The sequence below is a fragment of the Bacillus luti genome, assembly GCF_009739945.1.
Classification (GTDB): Bacteria; Bacillota; Bacilli; order Bacillales; family Bacillaceae_G; genus Bacillus_A; species Bacillus_A luti.
The window spans coordinates 1,910,788-1,931,688 of sequence record NZ_CP040336.1; the positions used below are offsets into that span (position 1 = coordinate 1,910,788).

The 20,901-nt window shown below is 33.8% G+C and carries 26 protein-coding genes; 16 read left to right on the plus strand and 10 right to left on the minus strand.

Going from position 1 to position 20,901, the window contains the following annotated elements:
• Positions 1–69: 69 nt before the first annotated feature.
• Complete coding sequence (locus EUC40_RS09765; RefSeq protein WP_071711469.1) at positions 70–1,395, minus strand: ArsB/NhaD family transporter; 1,326 nt, start codon at positions 1,393–1,395, stop codon at positions 70–72.
• Positions 1,396–1,646: 251 nt separating this feature from the next.
• On the opposite strand from EUC40_RS09765, the gene EUC40_RS09770 reads away from it, so the two are divergent.
• A complete protein-coding gene (locus tag EUC40_RS09770; RefSeq protein ID WP_000407040.1) occupies positions 1,647–1,997 on the plus strand; it encodes a YojF family protein in 351 nt (116 codons plus the stop codon).
• 15 nt (positions 1,998–2,012) lie between these two features.
• Positions 2,013–2,675 carry a bacillithiol biosynthesis deacetylase BshB2 gene (bshB2, locus tag EUC40_RS09775; protein WP_000439473.1) on the plus strand — a complete coding sequence of 221 codons (663 nt, stop codon included), beginning with the start codon at positions 2,013–2,015 and terminating at the stop codon, positions 2,673–2,675.
• Positions 2,676–2,778: 103 nt separating this feature from the next.
• Here the strand turns inward: bshB2 and EUC40_RS09780 are convergent, their stop codons facing one another.
• Both EUC40_RS09780 and EUC40_RS09785 read right to left on the minus strand, forming a co-directional pair.
• Complete coding sequence (locus tag EUC40_RS09780) at positions 2,779–3,207, minus strand: cytidine deaminase (RefSeq protein ID WP_071711471.1); 429 nt, start codon at positions 3,205–3,207, stop codon at positions 2,779–2,781.
• Between the two features lie 105 nt (positions 3,208–3,312).
• The gene (locus tag EUC40_RS09785) at positions 3,313–3,864 is read right to left on the minus strand and encodes a DUF5823 family protein (protein WP_156574717.1); all 552 of its coding nucleotides are present in this window, start codon (positions 3,862–3,864) and stop codon (positions 3,313–3,315) included.
• 364 nt (positions 3,865–4,228) lie between these two features.
• Here EUC40_RS09785 and EUC40_RS09790 point away from each other — a divergent pair, with 364 nt between their 5' ends.
• The 4 genes from EUC40_RS09790 (at position 4,229) to EUC40_RS09805 (ending at position 9,013) form a co-directional block, all read left to right on the plus strand.
• Entirely contained in the window at positions 4,229–5,428 is a 1,200-nt protein-coding gene (locus EUC40_RS09790) for a multidrug effflux MFS transporter (protein WP_156574719.1), read from the plus strand.
• Between the two features lie 134 nt (positions 5,429–5,562).
• Positions 5,563–6,111, plus strand: coding sequence for a hypothetical protein (locus EUC40_RS09795; protein WP_156574721.1), 549 nt, complete (start codon positions 5,563–5,565; stop codon positions 6,109–6,111).
• A gap of 61 nt (positions 6,112–6,172) precedes the next feature.
• Positions 6,173–7,117 carry a GNAT family N-acetyltransferase gene (locus EUC40_RS09800; protein WP_078401456.1) on the plus strand — a complete coding sequence of 315 codons (945 nt, stop codon included), beginning with the start codon at positions 6,173–6,175 and terminating at the stop codon, positions 7,115–7,117.
• Between the two features lie 504 nt (positions 7,118–7,621).
• Positions 7,622–9,013: an amino acid permease gene (locus tag EUC40_RS09805; RefSeq protein ID WP_001284398.1), complete on the plus strand. Its 1,392-nt coding sequence runs from the start codon at positions 7,622–7,624 to the stop codon at positions 9,011–9,013.
• A 45-nt stretch (positions 9,014–9,058) separates the two neighbouring features.
• On the opposite strand, the gene EUC40_RS09810 is transcribed toward EUC40_RS09805, so the two are convergent.
• Entirely contained in the window at positions 9,059–10,078 is a 1,020-nt protein-coding gene (locus EUC40_RS09810; RefSeq protein WP_156574723.1) for a zinc-binding alcohol dehydrogenase family protein, read from the minus strand.
• Positions 10,079–10,386: 308 nt separating this feature from the next.
• Between EUC40_RS09810 and EUC40_RS09815 the strand changes: the two genes are divergently transcribed.
• From EUC40_RS09815 to aiiA, 4 genes are all read left to right on the plus strand, one after another.
• Positions 10,387–10,716: a PadR family transcriptional regulator gene (locus tag EUC40_RS09815; RefSeq protein ID WP_048560091.1), complete on the plus strand. Its 330-nt coding sequence runs from the start codon at positions 10,387–10,389 to the stop codon at positions 10,714–10,716.
• The gene (locus tag EUC40_RS09820) at positions 10,703–11,266 is read left to right on the plus strand and encodes an HAAS signaling domain-containing protein (protein ID WP_048560090.1); all 564 of its coding nucleotides are present in this window, start codon (positions 10,703–10,705) and stop codon (positions 11,264–11,266) included. Before EUC40_RS09815 ends, EUC40_RS09820 begins: the two co-directional genes overlap by 14 nt.
• Complete coding sequence (locus tag EUC40_RS09825) at positions 11,256–12,122, plus strand: DUF4097 family beta strand repeat-containing protein (protein WP_156574726.1); 867 nt, start codon at positions 11,256–11,258, stop codon at positions 12,120–12,122. The genes EUC40_RS09820 and EUC40_RS09825 overlap by 11 nt, the downstream gene beginning before the upstream one ends.
• Positions 12,123–12,458: 336 nt before the next feature.
• Complete coding sequence (aiiA, locus tag EUC40_RS09830; RefSeq protein WP_156574728.1) at positions 12,459–13,211, plus strand: quorum-quenching N-acyl homoserine lactonase AiiA; 753 nt, start codon at positions 12,459–12,461, stop codon at positions 13,209–13,211.
• Positions 13,212–13,252: 41 nt separating this feature from the next.
• Here the strand turns inward: aiiA and EUC40_RS09835 are convergent, their stop codons facing one another.
• From EUC40_RS09835 to EUC40_RS09845, 3 genes are all read right to left on the minus strand, one after another.
• The gene (locus EUC40_RS09835; RefSeq protein ID WP_156574730.1) at positions 13,253–13,747 is read right to left on the minus strand and encodes a YhfM domain-containing protein; all 495 of its coding nucleotides are present in this window, start codon (positions 13,745–13,747) and stop codon (positions 13,253–13,255) included.
• 89 nt (positions 13,748–13,836) lie between these two features.
• Complete coding sequence (locus EUC40_RS09840; protein WP_000965816.1) at positions 13,837–14,301, minus strand: DMT family transporter; 465 nt, start codon at positions 14,299–14,301, stop codon at positions 13,837–13,839.
• A gap of 13 nt (positions 14,302–14,314) precedes the next feature.
• A complete protein-coding gene (locus EUC40_RS09845; protein WP_071711477.1) occupies positions 14,315–14,737 on the minus strand; it encodes a DMT family transporter in 423 nt (140 codons plus the stop codon).
• A 132-nt stretch (positions 14,738–14,869) separates the two neighbouring features.
• Between EUC40_RS09845 and yeiL the strand changes: the two genes are divergently transcribed.
• From yeiL to EUC40_RS09870, 5 genes are all read left to right on the plus strand, one after another.
• Positions 14,870–15,562, plus strand: coding sequence for a transcriptional regulator YeiL (gene yeiL, locus EUC40_RS09850; RefSeq protein ID WP_156574732.1), 693 nt, complete (start codon positions 14,870–14,872; stop codon positions 15,560–15,562).
• A gap of 13 nt (positions 15,563–15,575) precedes the next feature.
• Positions 15,576–15,929 (plus strand): glyoxalase superfamily protein, encoded by a 354-nt coding sequence (locus EUC40_RS09855; RefSeq protein ID WP_156574734.1) that lies wholly within the window; start codon positions 15,576–15,578, stop codon positions 15,927–15,929.
• Between the two features lie 28 nt (positions 15,930–15,957).
• Positions 15,958–16,695, plus strand: coding sequence for a metallophosphoesterase family protein (locus EUC40_RS09860; RefSeq protein WP_156574736.1), 738 nt, complete (start codon positions 15,958–15,960; stop codon positions 16,693–16,695).
• Positions 16,696–16,832: 137 nt separating this feature from the next.
• Positions 16,833–17,876 carry a flavin-containing monooxygenase gene (locus tag EUC40_RS09865; protein ID WP_156574739.1) on the plus strand — a complete coding sequence of 348 codons (1,044 nt, stop codon included), beginning with the start codon at positions 16,833–16,835 and terminating at the stop codon, positions 17,874–17,876.
• 567 nt (positions 17,877–18,443) lie between these two features.
• On the plus strand, positions 18,444–18,692 hold the full coding sequence (locus tag EUC40_RS09870) for a hypothetical protein (RefSeq protein ID WP_156574741.1): 249 nt from the start codon (positions 18,444–18,446) through the stop codon (positions 18,690–18,692).
• A 36-nt stretch (positions 18,693–18,728) separates the two neighbouring features.
• Here the strand turns inward: EUC40_RS09870 and EUC40_RS09875 are convergent, their stop codons facing one another.
• Together EUC40_RS09875 and EUC40_RS09880 are read right to left on the minus strand one after the other, a co-directional pair.
• On the minus strand, positions 18,729–19,766 hold the full coding sequence (locus EUC40_RS09875) for a serine hydrolase domain-containing protein (RefSeq protein ID WP_156574743.1): 1,038 nt from the start codon (positions 19,764–19,766) through the stop codon (positions 18,729–18,731).
• Between the two features lie 110 nt (positions 19,767–19,876).
• Complete coding sequence (locus tag EUC40_RS09880; RefSeq protein WP_156574745.1) at positions 19,877–20,071, minus strand: hypothetical protein; 195 nt, start codon at positions 20,069–20,071, stop codon at positions 19,877–19,879.
• Positions 20,072–20,204: 133 nt separating this feature from the next.
• Between EUC40_RS09880 and EUC40_RS09885 the strand changes: the two genes are divergently transcribed.
• The gene (locus tag EUC40_RS09885) at positions 20,205–20,501 is read left to right on the plus strand and encodes a hypothetical protein (protein WP_156574747.1); all 297 of its coding nucleotides are present in this window, start codon (positions 20,205–20,207) and stop codon (positions 20,499–20,501) included.
• 29 nt (positions 20,502–20,530) lie between these two features.
• Here EUC40_RS09885 and EUC40_RS09890 read toward each other — a convergent pair whose 3' ends face one another.
• A complete protein-coding gene (locus EUC40_RS09890) occupies positions 20,531–20,821 on the minus strand; it encodes a DUF3784 domain-containing protein (RefSeq protein WP_071711491.1) in 291 nt (96 codons plus the stop codon).
• Between the last annotated feature and the right edge of the window lie 80 nt (positions 20,822–20,901).

Below are 20,901 nucleotides of genomic sequence, written 5' to 3' on the forward strand. Positions count from 1 at the left end.
AAAAAAGGTTTGCAGCATCATGCTGCAAACCTTTTTTATTTGACGATATAATTTCATGCAATACAACTTTTACATTAAATAACGTAAATAAATGTAAGCATGTGATAATAATAAAGCGATGATCGTTAATGGTAAGCCAATTTTTAAGAAGTCCATATAAGAGAATCCATGTCCTTCACGTTTTGCAATACCAGCAACGACTACGTTTGCGGATGCACCGATTAATGTTCCGTTTCCTCCTAAGCAAGCTCCAAGTGATAACGCCCACCATAGTACTTCGATTTGCGGAGAATCAACAGATAGTCCGAGTCCTGTAGCTAAATCTTGAATAAGTGGTATCATTGTCGCGACAAATGGGATGTTGTCAATTGTCGCAGATGCGATGCCGGATACCCATAGGATAAGTATCGCAGCGAAACCGATGTCGCCATTTGTTACTTCAAGTACTTGTTGTGCAAGAGAAGAAATGAGTCCGATATCAATTAACCCGCCAACGAGAACGAATAGTCCGGCGAAGAAGAAAATGGTTACCCATTCAACGTGGGCGAATACATCTTCAATATCATGTTCTTTCACGCCGATTAACATAAGAAGTGTAGCACCTGTCATCGCGATAACCGCAGCGTCTACATGAATAATAGAATGAAGTACAAAGCCTAAAATAGTTAGTCCTAAAATCGTAATCGATTTTAAAAGGAGACTTCGATCTTTAATATATTCTTTTTCATTTAATGCCATTAACAATTTAATTTGTTCAGGCGTTGTTTTTAGTTTGTTGCGATACATGAAGTAAATAATGCCAAGTGTTACGATAGAAATAATAATTACGATTGGAGCTAAGTTAAGTAAAAAGGCATTAAAATCTAAATGCTTATTTGCTGATCCAATCATAATGTTAGGTGGATCACCGATTAATGTTGCTGTTCCGCCTATATTTGAAAATAGTACTTCTGAAATCAAATAAGGAACAGGATTTACTTTTAAAATACGTGTAATGGACAGTGTAACAGGTACGATTAATAAGACGGTTGTTACGTTGTCCAAAAATGCAGAACCGACAGCAGTTAATAGGGAGAGTAATAATAAAATGCGAATCGGTTTTCCGCCAGCTGCTTTTGCCGCTTTAATGGCTACAAATTCAAAAACGCCTGATTGACTCGTAATATGTACGAGAATCATCATCCCGATTAAAAGGGTAATCGTTTCCCATTGAATATGTGATGTGAAAGCGGTATGTAAATCTACAACTCCAAAAATAACCATAATAGCAGCACCGAATAGTGCGATTACAGCACGATTCAATTTCTCAGAAATAATAAATCCGTACGTGACTAAAAATACGGCAATTGCAAAATAATATTGCCAATTTGCTACTTCATGTGCTGATTGTTCCAATCGTGTCACCTTCTTTAAAGTATGTATTCAATTGTAAACATGCATCCCTCTGCATAATTTATATTGTAGCAAATTCAAAAAAGAAAGAAAACTATTTAACAAAGTGAAGGAAAAAATGTGTTTTTTACATATGATATAAAAAAATAAAGAAACACAGTGCAAATTATTAGGAAAAGTGAGAGTTGTCCTCTAATATAGAGATAGCAATTTACATTATTTTTGCGTAAAATGGTTTAAAGAGGTGAATTCCGATGGAAATAGTAAAAGATAGTTCTCTTATTCAAAATGAAATTGAACGTTTTGTAAATAAAGATGTATATATTCATTTAGAAACGACGAACGGAGCGTATGCGTCACACTTTAATGAAAAGATGATGACAGTTGGAGCATTCATTCGAAATGCGATTATTCGCTTTGAACGCGGGAAGATTACTGGAACAAACCCATACCGAGTTGGTCTAAAGATGGATCATGGTTGGGTATATGCAGAAGGTATTACGCACTGGGAAGTAGACGGTCAAGAGCGTTTATTACTAGCAGGGCACGATAATCAAGGTCGCTTAGCGGTAGCGCTTGAGTTAAGCTTAACACCATTTAAGTAAGAAGGAGGGAAACTTATGGAGAGACATGTACTTGTTGTATTTCCGCATCCAGATGATGAAGCATTTGCTGCGGGAGGAACAATTCGCTTATTAACAGATCAAGGAGTACCTGTAACGTATGCGTGCGGTACTTTAGGACAAATGGGACGTAACATGGGTAAGAACGTATTCGCAAACCGTGAAACGATTCCAAATATCCGTGAGAGAGAATTAAAAGATGCGTGTGAAGCGATGGGAATCAAAGATTTAAGAATGCTTGGTTTCCATGATAAAACGTTAGAATTTGAAGATGTTGATTTCGTTGCAGATAAAATTGAAGCAATCATTCAAGAAGTAAATCCATCTCGAATTATTACATTTTATCCAGAGCACGGCGTACATCCAGATCATGATGCATTTGGCCGCGCTGTAGTTCGCGCCGTATCACGTATGTCAAAAGAAGAACGTCCAGTTATTCATGCGGTTGCAATTACGAAAAATCGCGAAGCTGTACTAGGTGAGCCGGATGTTGTAAATAATATTAGTGAAGTATTCGAGCATAAATTAGCTGCACTAGGTGCACATCGTTCGCAAACAGAAGCGATGCTTGAAGAAACGCATGCAAAAATAAAGAATAAAGATGCAGCAACACTAAAATGGTTGCAACTTGAACAATTTTGGACTTATAAATGGGAGTAGGCTAGAAGATTTTCTTCTAGTAGCTCTTACATAGAAAAGGCACCGTCACTTGTAACGGTGCTTTTTTCTTTATTCTCCTTCTATTTGCAAGCAACCTTCACTTTTATCTCGTACTCCATTCTTTTACGAATTCATCATGATATGCTTCGCTCCAATGGTATGGTTGCAATTCTTTTAATGGTTTGAAAATAATATCTTGTTTAGAATTTGTAATAGCGCATAGTACTTCTGGTCCCCAATAAAATAAACGTTCTTGGCATACACCACAAGGTGATAATACTTTTAACTCAGAATGCTCATTTTCTCTTGCAAGACAAATGGAATGTGTAACTTTCTTATGAAATTTATGTGCTTCTAAAATAGCACCTGTTTCCATACAAAGTTCTGTTGAAGCATTGATTACATCTGGGGCAACACTTGTAAAAATGGATCCATCTTCTACACGAATTGCTGCAGCTCCGCCCCAACCATGTGGGTATCTTTGGTCAATTAAACTTTTCACTGCATCATATAATTGTTGTTCAATGCTCAATTGTATTTCCTCATTTCTACGTGATTTTTGATTTAATGACTGTTATTTCTTATTAATACTGATAAAAAAGAATAGACACCCAATTTCAAACTATGAATGCAAGAATTATTCTTCATCTGCATACTTTTCCTCTAAGGCAATTAATAGAGGAATTGATATAGTTACAAGAATGATTAAAGTGGTTATAAAAGATTTAGAAAGAGAAAAAGAACCTTCGATTAAAGGTGATAAAAACTTGAATGAAAGTATACTTGTTATTAAGGAAACTACTAAAAAGCTAAAAAGAGACACATTTTTATTTTTGATAGATGTTTCTATAAAATCTTTAAGACAGCTTATGACGACAAATATAGTTAATATAATAAGAGAAATAAAATAATGTGTTACATTTGTCATACTAATAGTAGAATCGTCTATTATGTAAGCAAGTAACTTAGATACTAACATGCCTCCAAATAATAAAATAATAAAAGCAAGTAATCCTTCCGATGTATAAGTGCTGAAATTATCTTTCTTGTTAAAGAGTTTATAATTCAGAGTAGATTGGCTTATTTGAATTAGGAACAGGGTAATAATCCACACATAATATACAATTGGTAATTCTCCTGAGAATAGAGCAATCAGGAAATTAAGTACTGTCTTTAAAATTTCAATCATTACGAAAGGCCTCCTGTTTGTAAGCTTTACGACATTAAAATATGCTAGTCTATCGTTTAATAATTAGAACTATCAATTCAAACTATTCCTAATTATTCCATAAAAAGGTGGCAGCATCAAGTTACCTTTTTAGCTAATACTCTAAGGCCAAACAGTAGAAAAAGAAACACAATATGTAATATAATTGAAAAAGTATATTTAAAAATCGATGTTAATATTACCCTCCTATAAGTATTAACATACGTAATTGAGGTGTTTTCTTTGTTGTTTTATGATCGAATTTCTATAATGGCCCCTCCTGTTCCGTAGCTAAGGAAAGTCTTTTTATTTCTGAGATTTTCAAAGTTATAGGAGGGTATGAAAAATGAAAAAAGTCTCAGTACCATCACTTTTATTAATGATCATTCTTGTTGCATTTCCGCAAATTAGTGAAACGATTTACACACCGTCTTTACCTGATATTTCAAAGGCGTTACATGTAAGTAATAATGAGGTACAATTAACACTTAGTGTGTATTTTGCAGGATTTGCTTTAGGTGTATTTTTTATTGGATGGCTATCAGATATAATGGGACGTCGCCGGGCAATGTTATTTGGAATTGTTATATATGGCGTTGGGAGTTTCTTATGCTTTATTGCAAATTCCATTGAAGTTTTATTGGTAAGTCGTTTTATTCAAGCGTTTGGAGCAAGTGCTGGCTCTGTTGTGACACAAACGATTCTTCGTGAAAGTGTAGAAGGGCATAAGCGGCATGTTATGTTTGCTCAAATCTCGGCAGTCATTGCTTTTACACCAGCGATAGGACCGTTAATTGGTGGCTTTCTTGATCAAATGTTTGGATTTAAAATCGTATTTTTAAGTTTAGTAGTAATGAGCATCGGGATTTTTCTGTATACGTTTGTTTCTCTTCCAGAAACAAAAACGGACTCAGTAACGAATAAAATAAATGTGTTTTCAGTATTGAAGAGGTTAATTACAAATCCGAAAGTAGTAACATATGGGTTATTAATTGGAGGAGCAAATGGTGTTTTATTTAGCTATTATGCAGAAGCACCGTTTATCTTTATTGAATACTTTCGGTTATCACCTAGTATGTATGGATTTCTAGGAATTGTTGTTGCTTCTGCTTCTATTATTGGAGCGAAAGTTTCAAAACGATTGCTTGCCACGTATAAACCAGAGAAAATTATATATATCGGTTGTCTTGTAATGACAGGGGGAGCTATTCTTTTGTCTGTTATTACGTTTGTTGGATCAAATCCGAATGTAATATATATGATTGTATTTTTAATAGCGATGTTTATATTGCTATTAGGAATTGGGGTGGCGTTACCTAACTGTTTAAGTTTAGCATTAGTAGATTTTCAAGATGTCATTGGTACAGCTGGAGCATTGTTTAGCTTAGGCTACTATGTAATTGTAACGATGACAATTTTGGGGATGAGCCAGTTGCATACGGGTTCGTTACTGGTGATGCCACTTTATTTTCTGGTTATAGTAGTTATCATGATGGTGTTTACTAAAATGTTTATTTTAGGTAAACAAGCTTCAAAAATGATTTAAGTATGAAATGGTAAAAGGGTCTCATTTTTAATGAGACTCTTTTATATTTTATGAAAGTAATTATAGGTATGAATATGTAATTAATGTTAAAATATAACAAAGTTGTATAGTTATAGTTTTTAGGAGGGGGAAATATGTTAATGAATCTAGTATGCACGCTACTAATCATTTCCGGACTTACTATCGTTGCAAGAAAAACTTTCATTGTAAACCACTATCTTTGTAATTTAATGGCATTCTTTTGTGCTTATATGACAACATCCTCTTATATGTTAAATCAACTTTCATTAGTGAAAACAATAGTTGTACTTGTTTTGTTGTTTATAGCTTTAGTTCTCGTATACTCACATTTCGATATTAGAGGACTAGCTTTTAACGATTATACAGTATTTAATCTACCTTCTAGCCGGGTGAATATGTTAGTGAAAGAAGGGTTAATTGAAGCAAATATAGAATTTACTGTGGAGAAAAATAATATATATTTATCAGGTTCTCCTGTTAAAATTCGAATATTGAATAGACCACTACATACAACTAATATTTTATTTAAAAAATGTCCAGATGATATGAAGGGGAAAATTAAAGATATTATTGAGGAAAAGATAAAAATTGAAGACAAGAGTTTTCCACTTTCGGGTGTATTGTTGATTGTTTTAGGTGGATTAATATTTTTCATAAAATAGTAGTATTATGAAATGTTTTTGCGATAAGATTTGAATTTTTAATTAAAATGAGGTGAATTGTATGCAGAACTTAGTAAACGGTCTAAACGTTAAAGCAACTTCACAAGAAGATTTACTACAAATTTTCAATTTATGTAAGATTTATGATCAAGCTATTTATGGCGAAATTGATACAACGGTAGAGGATATAACTAATTCATGGAAAGGTATTGATGTTAGTAAAAGCTCTTATGTTGTTATGAATGGAGAAGAAATAATCGCTTATGGAATTTTGACAGGGAATGAAGGGCAGTTTCCATCTGCTGTACTTATTCATCCTAATTATATGAATCAAGGCATTGAACAAGTAATATGGTCAAAGCTTGAAGGGCGTGCTACGGATCTTGTTAGTAACTCATCTTGCTTGAATGGCACGATTGTAACACAAGCAAATAATTCCTATGAGGAAAAAATATTAGGGGAAGCCGGGTTTATTCCAACTCGTATTTGGTGGGGAATGGGGATTGAATTAAAGAAAAATATTCCATCAGCAATCTGGCCAAATGGTGTTACAGTGCGACATTACATACCTGGTGTAGATGATGAGAGATTACATCAAGCTTTTAATGAAGCCTTCGCAGACCACTGGAATTCGAAATCTTCTACGTTAGAAGAGTTTTTACAGCGTACAGAAAGAGAGGGATTTCATCCTACATTATGGTCATTAGCGATGGTTGAGGGTGAAGTAGTTGGTTTTGTCTTTAGTAAAAAGGGTGCTGACAATAAAGCAGAAATTACTCACTTAGGTGTAAGGCGTTCTAAGCGGAAACAAGGATTGGGATTAGCACTGTTACATCATGCATTCGGTCAATTATACGAAGAAGGGATTTCAAAAGTGCATTTAAATGTAGATTCTGAAAATATTACAGGTGCACCTCGCGTATATGAAGCAGCTGGAATGGAAGTACAGAGTAAATTTGTTCGTTTTGATAAGGAAGTCTGTGCGAAGGATGTATATGGTATGTAATTTTACTGATATATTATATTTTGGGGTGAGATGTTAATGGAGCGTTCAGAAACCACGAAAATAAAGTTTGAAAATGTTAGTAGAAATGGAAATGACGTTATCAGATATAGATATTAAAGTACATGCAGTATGAAACCGAGGAAGAAATACTTTCCTCGGTTATTTATATTGTAATAATATTCATACCGGAATCATATTGAATAGATGTATTTTATTGTTAATTTAGTTAAAAATTAATCAGACTTATGTATAATAATTTATTGAAAAAATAATTGAATTTTTCAGATTAATGAATTAATATAAGGTAAGTAATTTTAAGATTTATAGAATATTGGAAGATGAAAGGTTTTGGGGATTTTATAAGAAGCAAAAAAACGATTTTAGGATAGCTTTAAAGCTAGTGTAAAATGACGTTTGCTTCATCATTTTCAGGGCCGAAAGGAATTAGGGGAAAGCATCTTACTTAAAAATGCGGCTATGAATCATCTAAGAGGGGGAAGTGAAGTGGCAAACAAAGAATTGAAAAGAGGTTTAGAAGCACGTCATATTCAAATGATTGCTTTAGGCGGAACAATTGGTGTTGGTTTGTTTATGGGGTCAGCTAGCACAATTAAATGGACAGGTCCGTCAGTAATGCTTGCTTATGCAATTGCAGGTATTTTTATCTTCTTCATCATGCGTGCCATGGGAGAAATGTTGTATATGGAGCCAAGTACAGGCTCATTTGCGACGTTCGGTCATAAGTATATTCACCCGTTAGCTGGTTATATGACAGCTTGGAGTAACTGGTTCCAGTGGGTTATCGTTGGGATGTCAGAGATTATCGCAGTTGGGGCATATATGAAGTATTGGTTCCCAGATCTACCAGCTTGGATACCAGGTGTTATCGCAATGGTTATTCTTGGTGCAGCTAACTTAATTTCTGTTAAGTCATTTGGTGAATTTGAATTTTGGTTTGCGATGATTAAAATCGTTACGATTCTATTAATGATTATTGCGGGATTTGGTCTTATTTTCTTCGGAATTGGTAACGGCGGAGAAGCGATTGGAATATCAAATCTTTGGGCAAATGGCGGTTTCTTTACAGGTGGTTTTTCAGGATTCTTCTTTGCGTTATCACTTGTAGTTGGAGCATATCAAGGTGTGGAATTAATCGGGATTACTGCTGGTGAAGCGAAGGATCCGAAGAAGACACTTACAAGAGCGATTCAAAGTACAATTTGGCGTATTTTAATTTTCTACATCGGTGCGATTTTCGTTATTGTAACTGTGTATCCGTGGGATCAATTAAGTACAATTGGTAGTCCGTTTGTAGCAACTTTTGCGAAGGTTGGTATTACGGCTGCTGCAGGACTTATTAACTTCGTTGTGATTACAGCGGCAATGTCTGGTTGTAATAGTGGTATTTATAGTGCGGGTCGTATGCTTTATACGTTAGGTGTAAATGGACAAGCACCGAAATATTTCACGAAACTTTCTGGAAATGGTGTACCTTTATTTGGTACAGTTGGCGTAATTATCGGTTTAGCGGTTGGTGTTGTATTAAGTTATATTGCACCGAAAAACTTATTCGTATATGTATATAGTGCGAGCGTACTTCCTGGTATGGTACCATGGTTCGTCATTTTAATAAGTCAAATTAATTTTAGAAAAGAAAAAGGGGCAGAGATGAAAGATCATCCGTTCAAAATGCCATTTGCTCCTGTTACAAACTATTTAACAATTGCCTTTTTAATTATGGTATTAATCGGAATGTGGTTTAACGATGATACGCGCATTTCACTAGTTGTAGGTATTGTTTTCTTAGCTATCGTAACAATTAGTTTCTATGCTTTCGGAATAGGGAAGCGAGCTCCGTTAGACGTTAAAAATAATCAAGAGATTTCAAGTAAATAAAGATGAAAAAAGTCCGATTACCTATTTAGGAATCGGACTTTTTTATTAAAATTTTTCTAATACAATCTTCCCAATTGTACGTCCACCTTCAAGTAATGCATGCGCCTTTCTAAGGTTTTCTGCATTTATCGGTGTTAGCGCATCGTTTAAAGTTGTATGAAGGATACCTTCATCTAACAACTCACTCACTTTGTTTAATAATTCGTGCTGCGTAATCATATCGCCAGTTTCATACATTGCTTTTGTAAACATAAATTCCCAAACGAATGTAGCACTTTTACTTTTTAAAATTCCCATTTCAAGAGGTTGTTCATTTTCTACAATAGAGCAAATTTTACCTTGTGGCTTAATGAGGTCACATATTGCTTGCCAATGTTGATCTGTGTTGTTTAAGCAGAAAATATAATCTACATCCTTTAGACCAAACTCTACGATTTGATCTTTTAAAGGTTGGTGATGGTTAATGATATAATCGGCACCGAGTTTTTCAACCCAGTGTATCGTTTCGGTGCGGGATGCAGTTGCGATTACATTCAGTCCAGCCCATTTTGCTAATTGAATTGCAATTGAACCTACTCCACCAGCTCCGCCGATAATTAAAATGTTTTTAAATGAGTTCGTATCTTTTTTAGTATAATCAATGCCTAAACGCTCGAATAAACCTTCCCATGCGGTAATAGCTGTTAAAGGGATTGCTGCAGATTCAGCATCACTTAACGTTTTTGGTTTTTTACCAACGATTCTTTCGTCAACTAGGTGATATTCACTATATGTACCTTGTCTCGTAATACTTCCAGCGTAAAATACTTCGTCGCCTTCTTTAAATAGGGTACAATTTTCGCCCGTTTGCACGACAACACCACTAGCATCCCAGCCGAGTATTTTCGCTACATCTTCTTTTTTATCTTTTGGAGAGCGAACTTTTGTATCAACTGGATTAACGGAAATGGCATTAATCTTAACGAGTATATCTCTTCCTGTAGCAACAGGTCTTTCAACTTCCACATCAATTAAACTGGTTTTTTCTTCAATAGGTAAGTATTCATATAAACCAATTGCTTTCATTTCTATTCCCTCCATTAAAGTAAGAGTCATTCTCCTTTATTATAGTAGGTAAAGTGTCAGTATGTAAAAAAGTTGAGTTCTTTCCATGTTGTAAAAGACCTGTTTCAGCTTTATTTTGAACTTTGTAACTGGAGAGGACCACCCACCGTTTTGAGTTTATAAGCGTCGAATGTAAGGTATACTTATTTTTCCAGTGTACCTTGCATTGAACAATACTAACTGTTATATTATACTTGTAGTTACTTATTATAAAACAGTACTGAACAATAAACAGTAGTTGATATCAATTAGAATAGGGTGAATGAATATTGAATGTACAATTTAAAAAAGGAGTTTTAGAACTTTGTGTTCTTGTCTTACTTGAGAAGCAAGACCGTTATGGGTATGATTTAGTGCGAAGTATTTCCAATCAAATTGAAATATCAGAAGGGTCTGTTTATCCGCTACTTCGTAGATTAACTAAAGAAGAATATTTTACAACTTATTTACAGGAGTCTTCAGAAGGGCCTTCAAGGAAGTATTATACACTGACGGATAAAGGTAGAACGTATTTGTACCAACTTTTGGAGGAATGGAATGAGTTCTCACAAGGTGTCAATCAATTAATTAAAGAAGGTGTACGTAATGACGAAAGATAAATTTTTACAACAATTAAATGTATCTCTAAAAAGGTTATCTGATAAAGAGCGTGAAGATATTTTAAAAGATTATGAAGAACATTTTACTTTCGGATTAGAGGAAGGGAAAAGCGAAGAAGAAATTGCAGCCTCATTAGGTTCTCCATCTCAAATCGCCAAAGAATTATTAGCAGATTATCATATTGAGAAAGTAACAACAAGTGCGACAACAGGAAATGTTTTCCGGGCAATTTGGGCAGTAATTGGATTAGGTTTTTTCAATTTGTTAATCGTGCTTGGACCTGCAATTACATTAGCGGCATTGATTTTTTCAGGATGGGTTCTAGGTATCTCATTTTTAGGCGCACCATTACTTGTTTTAGTTGATACTATTATACATCCAAATGCATTCTTGCTATTTAATCTTTTTGTTTCTTTAGCACTTTGTGGACTAGGATATTTCATTGTTATTGCTATGTTATTTTTAACGAAGCTAGCAAAGAATGGATTTGTTCGTTATTTAAAGTTCAATATAGCATTAGTAAAAGGTGGTTTGAAGCATGATAAATAAAAAGAGTCTTTCAATCATTGCAGGTATTATTTTTATTATTGGTATTATCGGAAGTTTATTCACATATCGTTCAATTGCTGCAGTACCAATTTCAGAAGAAAAGGTCATTAACAATAATAATGTGTCAAGCGTCATTATCGATACGAATAACGTTCGTGTTAACATCAATCCTACGACAGATAGTAACATGAAAGTGAAATTAGATGGCGAAGTTAATCCTAACGTAAAAAGAACATTAGCAACGGATGAGAAAGATTCAGCGCTTCTCATTTCTTACAAAGAAAAGCAACAGAGCTGGTTCAACTTTAATATTTCTGAAGTATTGGCGCCATTAACATTAAATGTGTATCTACCCGAAAAACAATATGATTCATTAAAAGTTTCCAATAATAATGGCTACGTTTCTGCTAAAAAAATAAACGCAACACATTTTAATATCAATACAAGCAATGGACGTGTTGAATTAAGAGAAATCAATTCGCCAAAAATTATCGCAGAAGCAAACAATGGAATTATAGATTTCCAAGATATATTGGCACAAAATATTCATGTGAAATCGAACAACGGACGAATAATGCTAGACCATGTTGAAGGTGAAATAGAGGGGCAAACTAAAAATGGAAGTCTTACTCTGAAAACGAATGAACTGGATCGAAATCTCAATTTTACGACTCACAATGGAAAAATTAATATTGAAACCGAAAAAGAACCAACTAATGTTCAATTTAATGTTTCTGTCGACAACGGCAGCGCGAATATCCTGAATAAATATAACGGGAATACGGTTATTGGAAAGGGAGAAAATATAATTAAATTAAACACACATAACGGAAATATTACAGTGAAAAACCAATAGCATATTACTTTTTATAATCGCAGCTCGTCGCACATAAAGAGCAATAATAAATATAAAAGAACCGACTACTTTTTTCAACATATAGGTAGTCGGTTCTTTTATATGTAACATTCGTTTAAGTGTGTATCCTTTTCGTATTACAAAATACAAACAGTTGATTTATTACCCTGGATTCTTAGAAAAATAACGAATAGTAATTAATAGTGTAAGGAGAATTTGTGAATGACTCAAAAATAATAGCTGAAACAATGAAAAGTGAGAAGGAGTTTATTTCTAGCGAGAGGAATTCTTTACTGTATTGTTTTATTCAAAACTAAATGTAAAGGTGGGTACATAATGACAGTAAAGAAGCTTTATTTCGTCCCAGCAGGTCGTTGTATGTTAGATCATTCTTCAGTTAATAGTAGGCTCACGCCGGGGAACTTATTGAACTTACCTGTATGGTGTTATCTTTTGGAGACGGAAGAGGGGCTTATTTTAGTAGATACAGGTATGCCAGAAAGTGCGGTTAATAATGAAAATTTATTTGATGGTACATTTGTTGAAGGACAGATTTTACCGAAAATGACTGAAGAAGATAGAATCGTGAATATTTTAAAACGCGTTGGTTATGGGCCGGAAGACCTTCTTTATATTATTAGTTCTCACTTGCATTTTGATCATGCAGGGGGGAATGGTGCTTTTACAAATACACCGATTATTGTGCAGCGTGCTGAATATGAGGCGGCGCAGCATAGCGAAGAATATTTGAAAGAATGTATATTGCCGAATTTAAACTACAAAATCATTGAAGGCGATTATGAAGTAGTACCAGGAGTTCAATTATTGCATACACCAGGTCATACTCCAGGGCATCAATCACTATTAATTGAGACAGAAAAATCCGGTCCTGTATTACTAACGATTGATGCATCTTATACGAAAGAGAATTTTGAAGATGAAGTACCGTTTGCTGGATTTGATCCAGAATTAGCCTTATCTTCAATTAAACGTTTAAAAGAAGTGGTGATGAAAGAGAAGCCGATTGTTTTCTTTGGGCATGATATAGAACAGGAAAGGGGATGTAAAGTGTTCCCGGAATATATATAGTGCAAAAAGGTCATGAGCTCACTTGCTCATGACCTTTTTATTTAAATAATTTTTTTAAATAAGTTATAAACTTTTTTGGAACTGTCTTCATTTAATTGATAGTACGTAAGGTTTACATCATCAGGAGTGTCTTGCTGAGCAATCATCACTTCGCTGCTATGGTGATCAACTACCCATATGAAATATTTTTTATAAGTCCCATCCTCGAAAGTAATCCACATATCAAAATCTATTAAATCTGATCCTTCTTCATCTAATGTTAATTTTCCTTTTTTTGCGGTATCCATACTGTTAATAAACGTTTTTAATTCATCTGTTTTTGTGAGAAAGATATCCTTTTTTGTTTTAATTGACTCGACATGTATATCTTTTATTTCCTGTTTTCCTAAAAAGACAGGGGGCTCATTTGGGTCTCGCGAGCTTGAAATGATAGTCACTTTCTTTTTTGGTTTGTTTGCAGTATAGAGATCTTGAATAGATTTTCCAGAGTTTACGAACCATATGATTCCACAAATAATCAATGTGCTACCAAGCAATAAAATGATTTTCTTAATAGAATATTCTCCTCTCTATTACTTCGTATGAAGAGCTTTTCTATTAATATATGATAGGTAAGCGTAAAGTATTATAGTTGAACGTGGTTATGCTTCACAGTTTTTATTGGGCGATCTATGAGTAAATTGTAAGTTAGCCCAATTAATACGAGAATGCCACCGATAATTTTGCCGATCGAGAGTTCGTTTGATAGAAAGAAATCGATGATGGTCCCCGCAAATAATTGTCCGATAAAGATGAGTAACGTTAAATAAAATGCTGATATTTTGGGAGTAATATAGTTTGATAATGAAATGACGATAACGCCTACTAATCCGCCAAAGTATACAGCGATAGGGATAGATTGCAACGTATGGATAGGAATATAAAATGAGTCTGAACTGAAAATTAAAAATAACGTAGAGAAAAATAATCCAGTAATATAATTGAAAAAGGTACCTTCCCAATTTCCGATTTCCTTTGCTAAATTCGCGTTAATAATTCTAGCAACGACAATAGAAACACCAGCTAATATAGCGATAGTAATATATAACATTTTCTTGCCTCCATTAATAAATTGTCATGACTATAATTCCAGAAGAGATGAAACATAATCCAATTAGTTTTTTCTGTTCAAACTTTGCAACTTTCATTCCTAATAAACCGAAATGATCAATAACAATTGAAGCAATAGATTGACCGAGTAGGCTTAATGCGATCGTAATAGAGGCACCAAGAGCGGAGAAACTGATGTTGTTAAAAAGAACGGTGAATACTCCAATCGCTCCAGCGCTATATAAAAAAAGTGGAATACTTTTATCGAAATGGATTTTATTTTTGTTTATGATTAAAACGAAAATAACTGCAATTAAACCGACAAGGTGAATGACAACACTCGCTGTATACTTGCCAATTAACTCAGATAAAATCCCATTCAATGGAAGCATAACGGCGATGAGCACACCAATAAAGACAGAAAGAAAGTTAAACACTGTAATATCCCCTTTATATTTCGTATTTGTAATGACTGTATCATGCTGAAATTGTGTATTACTATGACATATGTCATAGTGGAAGAAGAAAATTTTGTATACAATGGGTTGAGTTGTAAAGGTGGGGGAAGTATGAAGAAAGTATGTAACACAAATAAATTAGCAGCGTATATGAAACAAAATAATATTGATGCATTTTTTAGTAATGATATGAAACCATATATGGAACTTATATTTTTTAAAAAGAATGAGTTTATTTGTAGAGAAAATGAAGAGATAGATTATTTATATTTTTTTGTGGAAGGAAAAGCGAAAGCGTTTAATACATTAAGTAACGGAAAATCCGTATTATTATGCTTTTATGATAGTTTGCAGTTACTAGGAGATGTAGAATTAATACACTCCCAAAAGACTGCTTCCAATGTGCAAGTGATGGCAGATTCATATTGTGTTGGTTTGCCTTTAGGAAAAGTGAGAAATCAACTATTTCATGATGCGAAATTTTTACGATGTATTTGCGGTTCGTTAGCACATAAATTAAATCGACTTTCTAAAAATAGTACCATTAATTTACTGTATCCACTTGAAAATCGACTTGCGAGCTACATGTTAGCAGCAGGGGAACGAGCGGTGCAGCACGGAAATCGAATTGTATTTAGTGGGAATTTAACGGAAATAGCTGAATTGTTAGGAACGAGTTATCGGCATTTATTACGTACATTAAATATTTTTTGTGATAAAGAGATAATAAAGAAGAACGATGGATGCTTTGAAGTAGTAAATGTAGATGTTTTGAGAGAGTTGGCGGCAGATGTTTATAAATAGGGGGAGAGTATAAATGATAACACCTATATTTAGAATTTTTGATATTGAAAAAGCAAAGCTATTTTACTTAGATTTTTTAGGATTTAAATTGGATTGGGAACATCGGTATGAGGAAAATATGCCATTATATATGCAAATCTCGTTACATGATGCTGTGATACATTTATCAGAGCATCATGGTGATGCTTCGCCAGGTGGTGCGATTCGGGTCAAAATAGATAATGTAAGGGAGTATCATGCTGTATTATTAAGTAAAGAATATGCTTACTCGAAGCCTGATATAGAAAAAACACCTTGGGGTACAATTGAATTAACTGTGATTGATCCATTTTCAAATAGAATTATATTTTATGAGGCACTGGTTTAGAAAAAAATTATGAAAATAGGGGGTAACAATGGAGCGGAAAATAGCAATAATTTCAGACATTCACGGAAATAGTCACGCTTTACAAGCGGTATTAAAAGATATTGCACGTCGTAAGGCTGAAATGGTAATAAATTTAGGGGATAGCGTGTATGGGCCGTTAGATCCTTTAGGGACAATTGAAATATTAATGAAGAACGAGATGATACATATTAAGGGAAACTGTGATCGCATGCTTTGGGAACCTATACAAGAGCAGTCTGCTACATTAACTTTTGTCCAAAATCAATTAACAAAAGATCATATAGATTGGTTACAACAACATCCTTCACAATTTATTGTAGACGATATGTTATGTTGTCATGGTACGCCAATTTCAGATGAAGTGTATTTGTTAGAAGAGATGAATGAAAATGGTGCGGTATTAAAGAATGAAAAAAATATAATGGATCAACTCCAAAATATTGAGCAAAAAATAATAGTATGCGGTCATACGCACATTCCTAGAGTTGTGTATTTAGCAAACGGAAAAATCGTTATAAATCCAGGGAGTGTAGGACTTCCAGCATACAAAGATGAGTTACCTGTTATGCATAAAATGGAATCAGGAACTCCGCATGCAAAATATGTAGTGATAGAAGAGGTTTTGGGAGAATGGATAATTGAACAAATTTCAGTTCCTTATAATTGGGAAGAAGCTGCTGAATTGGCTGTTCAACAGGAAAGGTATGACTGGGCACAGGCGCTAAAGACTGGGAAGATAGAATGAAGGGCAGTTTGCTTTATGGTAAACTGCTCTTTTTTATTTTGAGTAGATATTGAATTATATAAAAATAAAATGTTATGATTACGGAAACGCATGAATATATGAACAGATATTCATACGTAAAAGAAGGAGGGATTAGAATGAAAGACCTAATTATTATTGGAGCTGGTCAAGCTGGATTAACAATGGGATACTACTTGAAGCAAGAAGGGTATAATTTTTTACTACTCGAGGCAGGAAACCGAATTGGTGATTCATGGAGAAACAGATATGATTCTTTACAGCTCTTTACACCGAGGGAATATAGTAGTTTACCAGGGATGATATTAAAAGGAGAAAAGAATGAATTTCCACATAAAGATGAAATTGCAACGTATTTAGAAGAATATGCACAGTATTTTCAACTACCGGTACAATTGCAAACGAAAGTTTTAAAAATAAGGAAAGAGGAAGAAATATTTGAATTACACACTCCTACAGAAGTTTTACAATCGAAAAAGGTTATTATCGCATCAGGTGGTTTTCAGCAACCGTACATCCCCTCATTTTCACAACATCTTTCATCGCATGTTTATCAAATACATTCATCACAATATAAATCACCATCACAAATTCCTAAGGGAAAAGTACTAGTAGTAGGTGGCGGGAACTCAGGAATGCAAATTGCAGTAGAACTTGCAAAAACTCATGAAGTTACAATGGCTACCAGTCATCCGTTAACATTTTTACCGTTACATTTATTTGGTAAAAGTATTTTTAATAGATTAGAAAAAATAGGTTTATTGTACGCTGAAATAAATACAAAGAGGGGGAAGTGGTTTCAAAAGAGAAAGGACCCCATTTTTGGATTTGAAGGTAAGGAACTCATTCGTAATGGAGCAATACAACTGCAAGAAAAAGTAGTAAATGCATCAGAAAATAAAATAATGTTTCAGAATGGTGAGACATATAGTGCAGATAGTATTATATGGTCAACTGGTTTTGTTTCAGAGTATAACTGGATTGAAATAGAAAAGGCAGTAAATAAGAATGGATTTCCTAATCATATAAAGGGAATGAGTCCAGTAAATGGATTATATTATATCGGTTTGCCGTGGCAATCTCAAAGAGGTTCTGCACTTATTTGTGGTGTAGGAAAAGATGCAGTGTATTTACTTTCTGAAATCAAAAAAATAGATCAGTAGCAGCAACTACTGATCATCCATATGTACATGAATTAGGAGAGGTCAAACATTTATTAACTTTATTATAATAGATTTTCACTGGAATAAAAACTGAAAATTCTCATTTTTTATTGAGAAAGTTTTTTTGTATCGAAATATAAAAAATTAAGCATTTATCATTTTTATAAGGATTATTTTTGCAAATACTTGTTTTGAGCGAAAAATAAGAAGGAACATTCCTTTCAAAATCTATAAATTACGTGTAGAAATTTACTACATTTATCTCGAACATTGAATGATAAAAGGCATGGGATTAAGCGATAATTATTATTAAGGACAAGATTTTGAGTACGTTATATATAATTCAACAAATAAAATATTCTTTTATTCCAGTTCATATTCAAAACTTGATTTGAAATCTTATTTACACATATTTTTATAATAGAAGATAGAGTAGGATGAAAACAAGTAGAGGTAGTAGTTAAAAGAGTGAAAATAAGATAGTTATATTTTGGTAATTTGTGATATAGTCTATATAATAATTATTTCCAAAACATTACGATTTGGAAGCAGAGAGGGGTAGCGATTGTGAAGTTTGATGATCAACGCTTACTAGGAGTCCGATTAGGTTCTATACTTGTAACAGATGAAAATCAATATTTAGTAATTAAGAAAAAAGATCATTATGCACTATTAAATATACATAATTTAGAATGCACTCATGTTGAAGTGCAGCTAGAACATATTGAAGAATTGTTGCGGGAAGATTTCCAAGAAAGTATAACGGAGATTATCGCGCCGGAACATATAAAAATTGTTGCGAAAAATGTTATATAGAGAAAGAAGCTGGAAGGAACAGCTTCTTTCTCTTCGTTATAAGGAGAACGTTTTTAAAACATCACCAATAATCCCTTCCATTTGATGAACACCTAAATCAGCGTTCGTCATTATAACCGCACCATTACCTCGGTATGGATAGCATACCATCATACATTGAAATCCAACGCCCCATCCAAGGGAATAAATTTGGAAGTCCTCATCCGAATCATCTAGAAAAACACCTAGTCCAGTCCATTTTGAACAGCCCTGAGGAGAAATCATATCTTGAACTGCTTCTTGAGAAAGTTTTAGTTTGCCCTTTCCTTGTAAGGAATGAATGATTTCAAGTACTAAAGTTGATAAGTCTGTTGGTGTTGTCCAGATGCCAGAAGTAGCTGCGAATGGGTAAAATGGATACTTCTCATTTGTGACGGTACCATCTTTGTTATGTCCACAAGCAAAGGTCTCCATTTTATTTATATCTTCAGGAGAGAATACCGTACTATTCTTTAGTTGGAGTGGCTGAAAGATATATTCTTCAAGTAAAAGGGTGAATGGTTTTCCAGTTATATCTTCAAGTAGCAGTTCGATAATACAAAAGTTCGCATCAGAGTAGTGAAATTCACTTGCGGGTTTATAAGTTATTTCTATCGGTACGGGGCAATATGATGTTTTACCGGCAAGGAGTTCAGACATGTTTGGTCGCCCTTGTGCAAGTGAATAATGTTCAAAACTATTAGGAGGATCAATGATTCCAGATTGGTGACTTAATAAATTTCGTAACGTGACTTTTTTCTGTGAAGTAAATAGGTTAGTAGGAATATTCCAAGATGTGAGTCTATCATTTACGTCTTCGTCTAAATGCACGATTTCTTGATCTGATAACGTTAGTACGAGCATTGTAGTGATGAACTTGCTAATAGAACAAGAATTGAAGATAGAATCCGAAGTGACAGTTTTAGTTGTTCCAGATTCCAGTGTCCCGAAGGCAGTCACTTCGTCTAGCTTGCCATCACGTACAACGGCAAGGCTTAAACCTGCAACGGAATATTGCTTCATTTTCTCATATATAGTGTTACTTTTTAAGTTCATAGTGACTCCTTTCTTTTAAAAGGCAGAATATTAGTTCTATTATACAGTAGTTAATAGAGAGAATGAGAGAAAAAGAAAAAACTTCATCTTTTATTGATGAAGTTTTTTAGTTAATTCGAAATAAGTGCTTTTAAAAATTTATCACGGTACATGTACATAAGCCACGTAGCTGTTATAAAGGAAATGATGATCTCTTTGTTTTTAATTGGTGCACTGAAAACAAGCCAGCCAACGATATCAAATAATAAATGTAGTGCAATTGAAAGAACTACAAATAGTAGTAATGTCTTCGAAAATCTTTTCATGAAGTATTCTCCTTTTATAAAAGGTCTTATTAACAATGTTGTATATTAATATTATACATTAAGTTCTTGTTATGGTAAAATTTACATAAGTTAGTGGAGTAAAACAAATGAAAGCTAGTGAGGAGAAATAGTCATGGAATTTTGGATAATCATACCGATAGCAATCTTTGGGTTTATTTATATCGTTGAAAAATTAAATAGAATTGAAAAGAAAAATGATGCACGTTTAAAGCGGATGGAAGATAAATTACAATTAATCACGAAAGAAATGGGGATTGTAGAAAGAGAACCTGAAATTAATAAAGCTGAGATTAACAAAGAATTACGTCAGCTTATGGAAGAAGGAAAAAAAGTTAAGGCAGTTAAGAGAGTAAGAGAGGCTTTTGGGTTTTCCTTATTAGAAGCGAAGCAATATGTCGATAAATTATAAAAAAGATCATCCGATTGGATGGTCTTTTTTCATTGCACCATACGTGTATTTACATAGGCAGCGATTATAACGTGGCCAATTATAATGATAGGAAATAAGATTTTGGCATTAGGAGTAGTGAAGACACTGCCAATTGTGGCGATAACGCCGGCAGTTAAATTATAAAGCCCCACTATTTTTGATAACTTCATCTTATCAGGCACACGGCGTTCATTGAATCCTGATAAGAGCCAAGTGTATTGTTTAACTCCGATGAAATAAGCGAGTGTAAATGAAATGATTGCTACTATGAATAATGATGGGGAAGCGAAGAGAGTCATTGAAAACACCTCCATTAATGGACTATAAATAAATTATAGTATGAATGTTATAATTTAACAAAATGCAATTTTGATTTTAA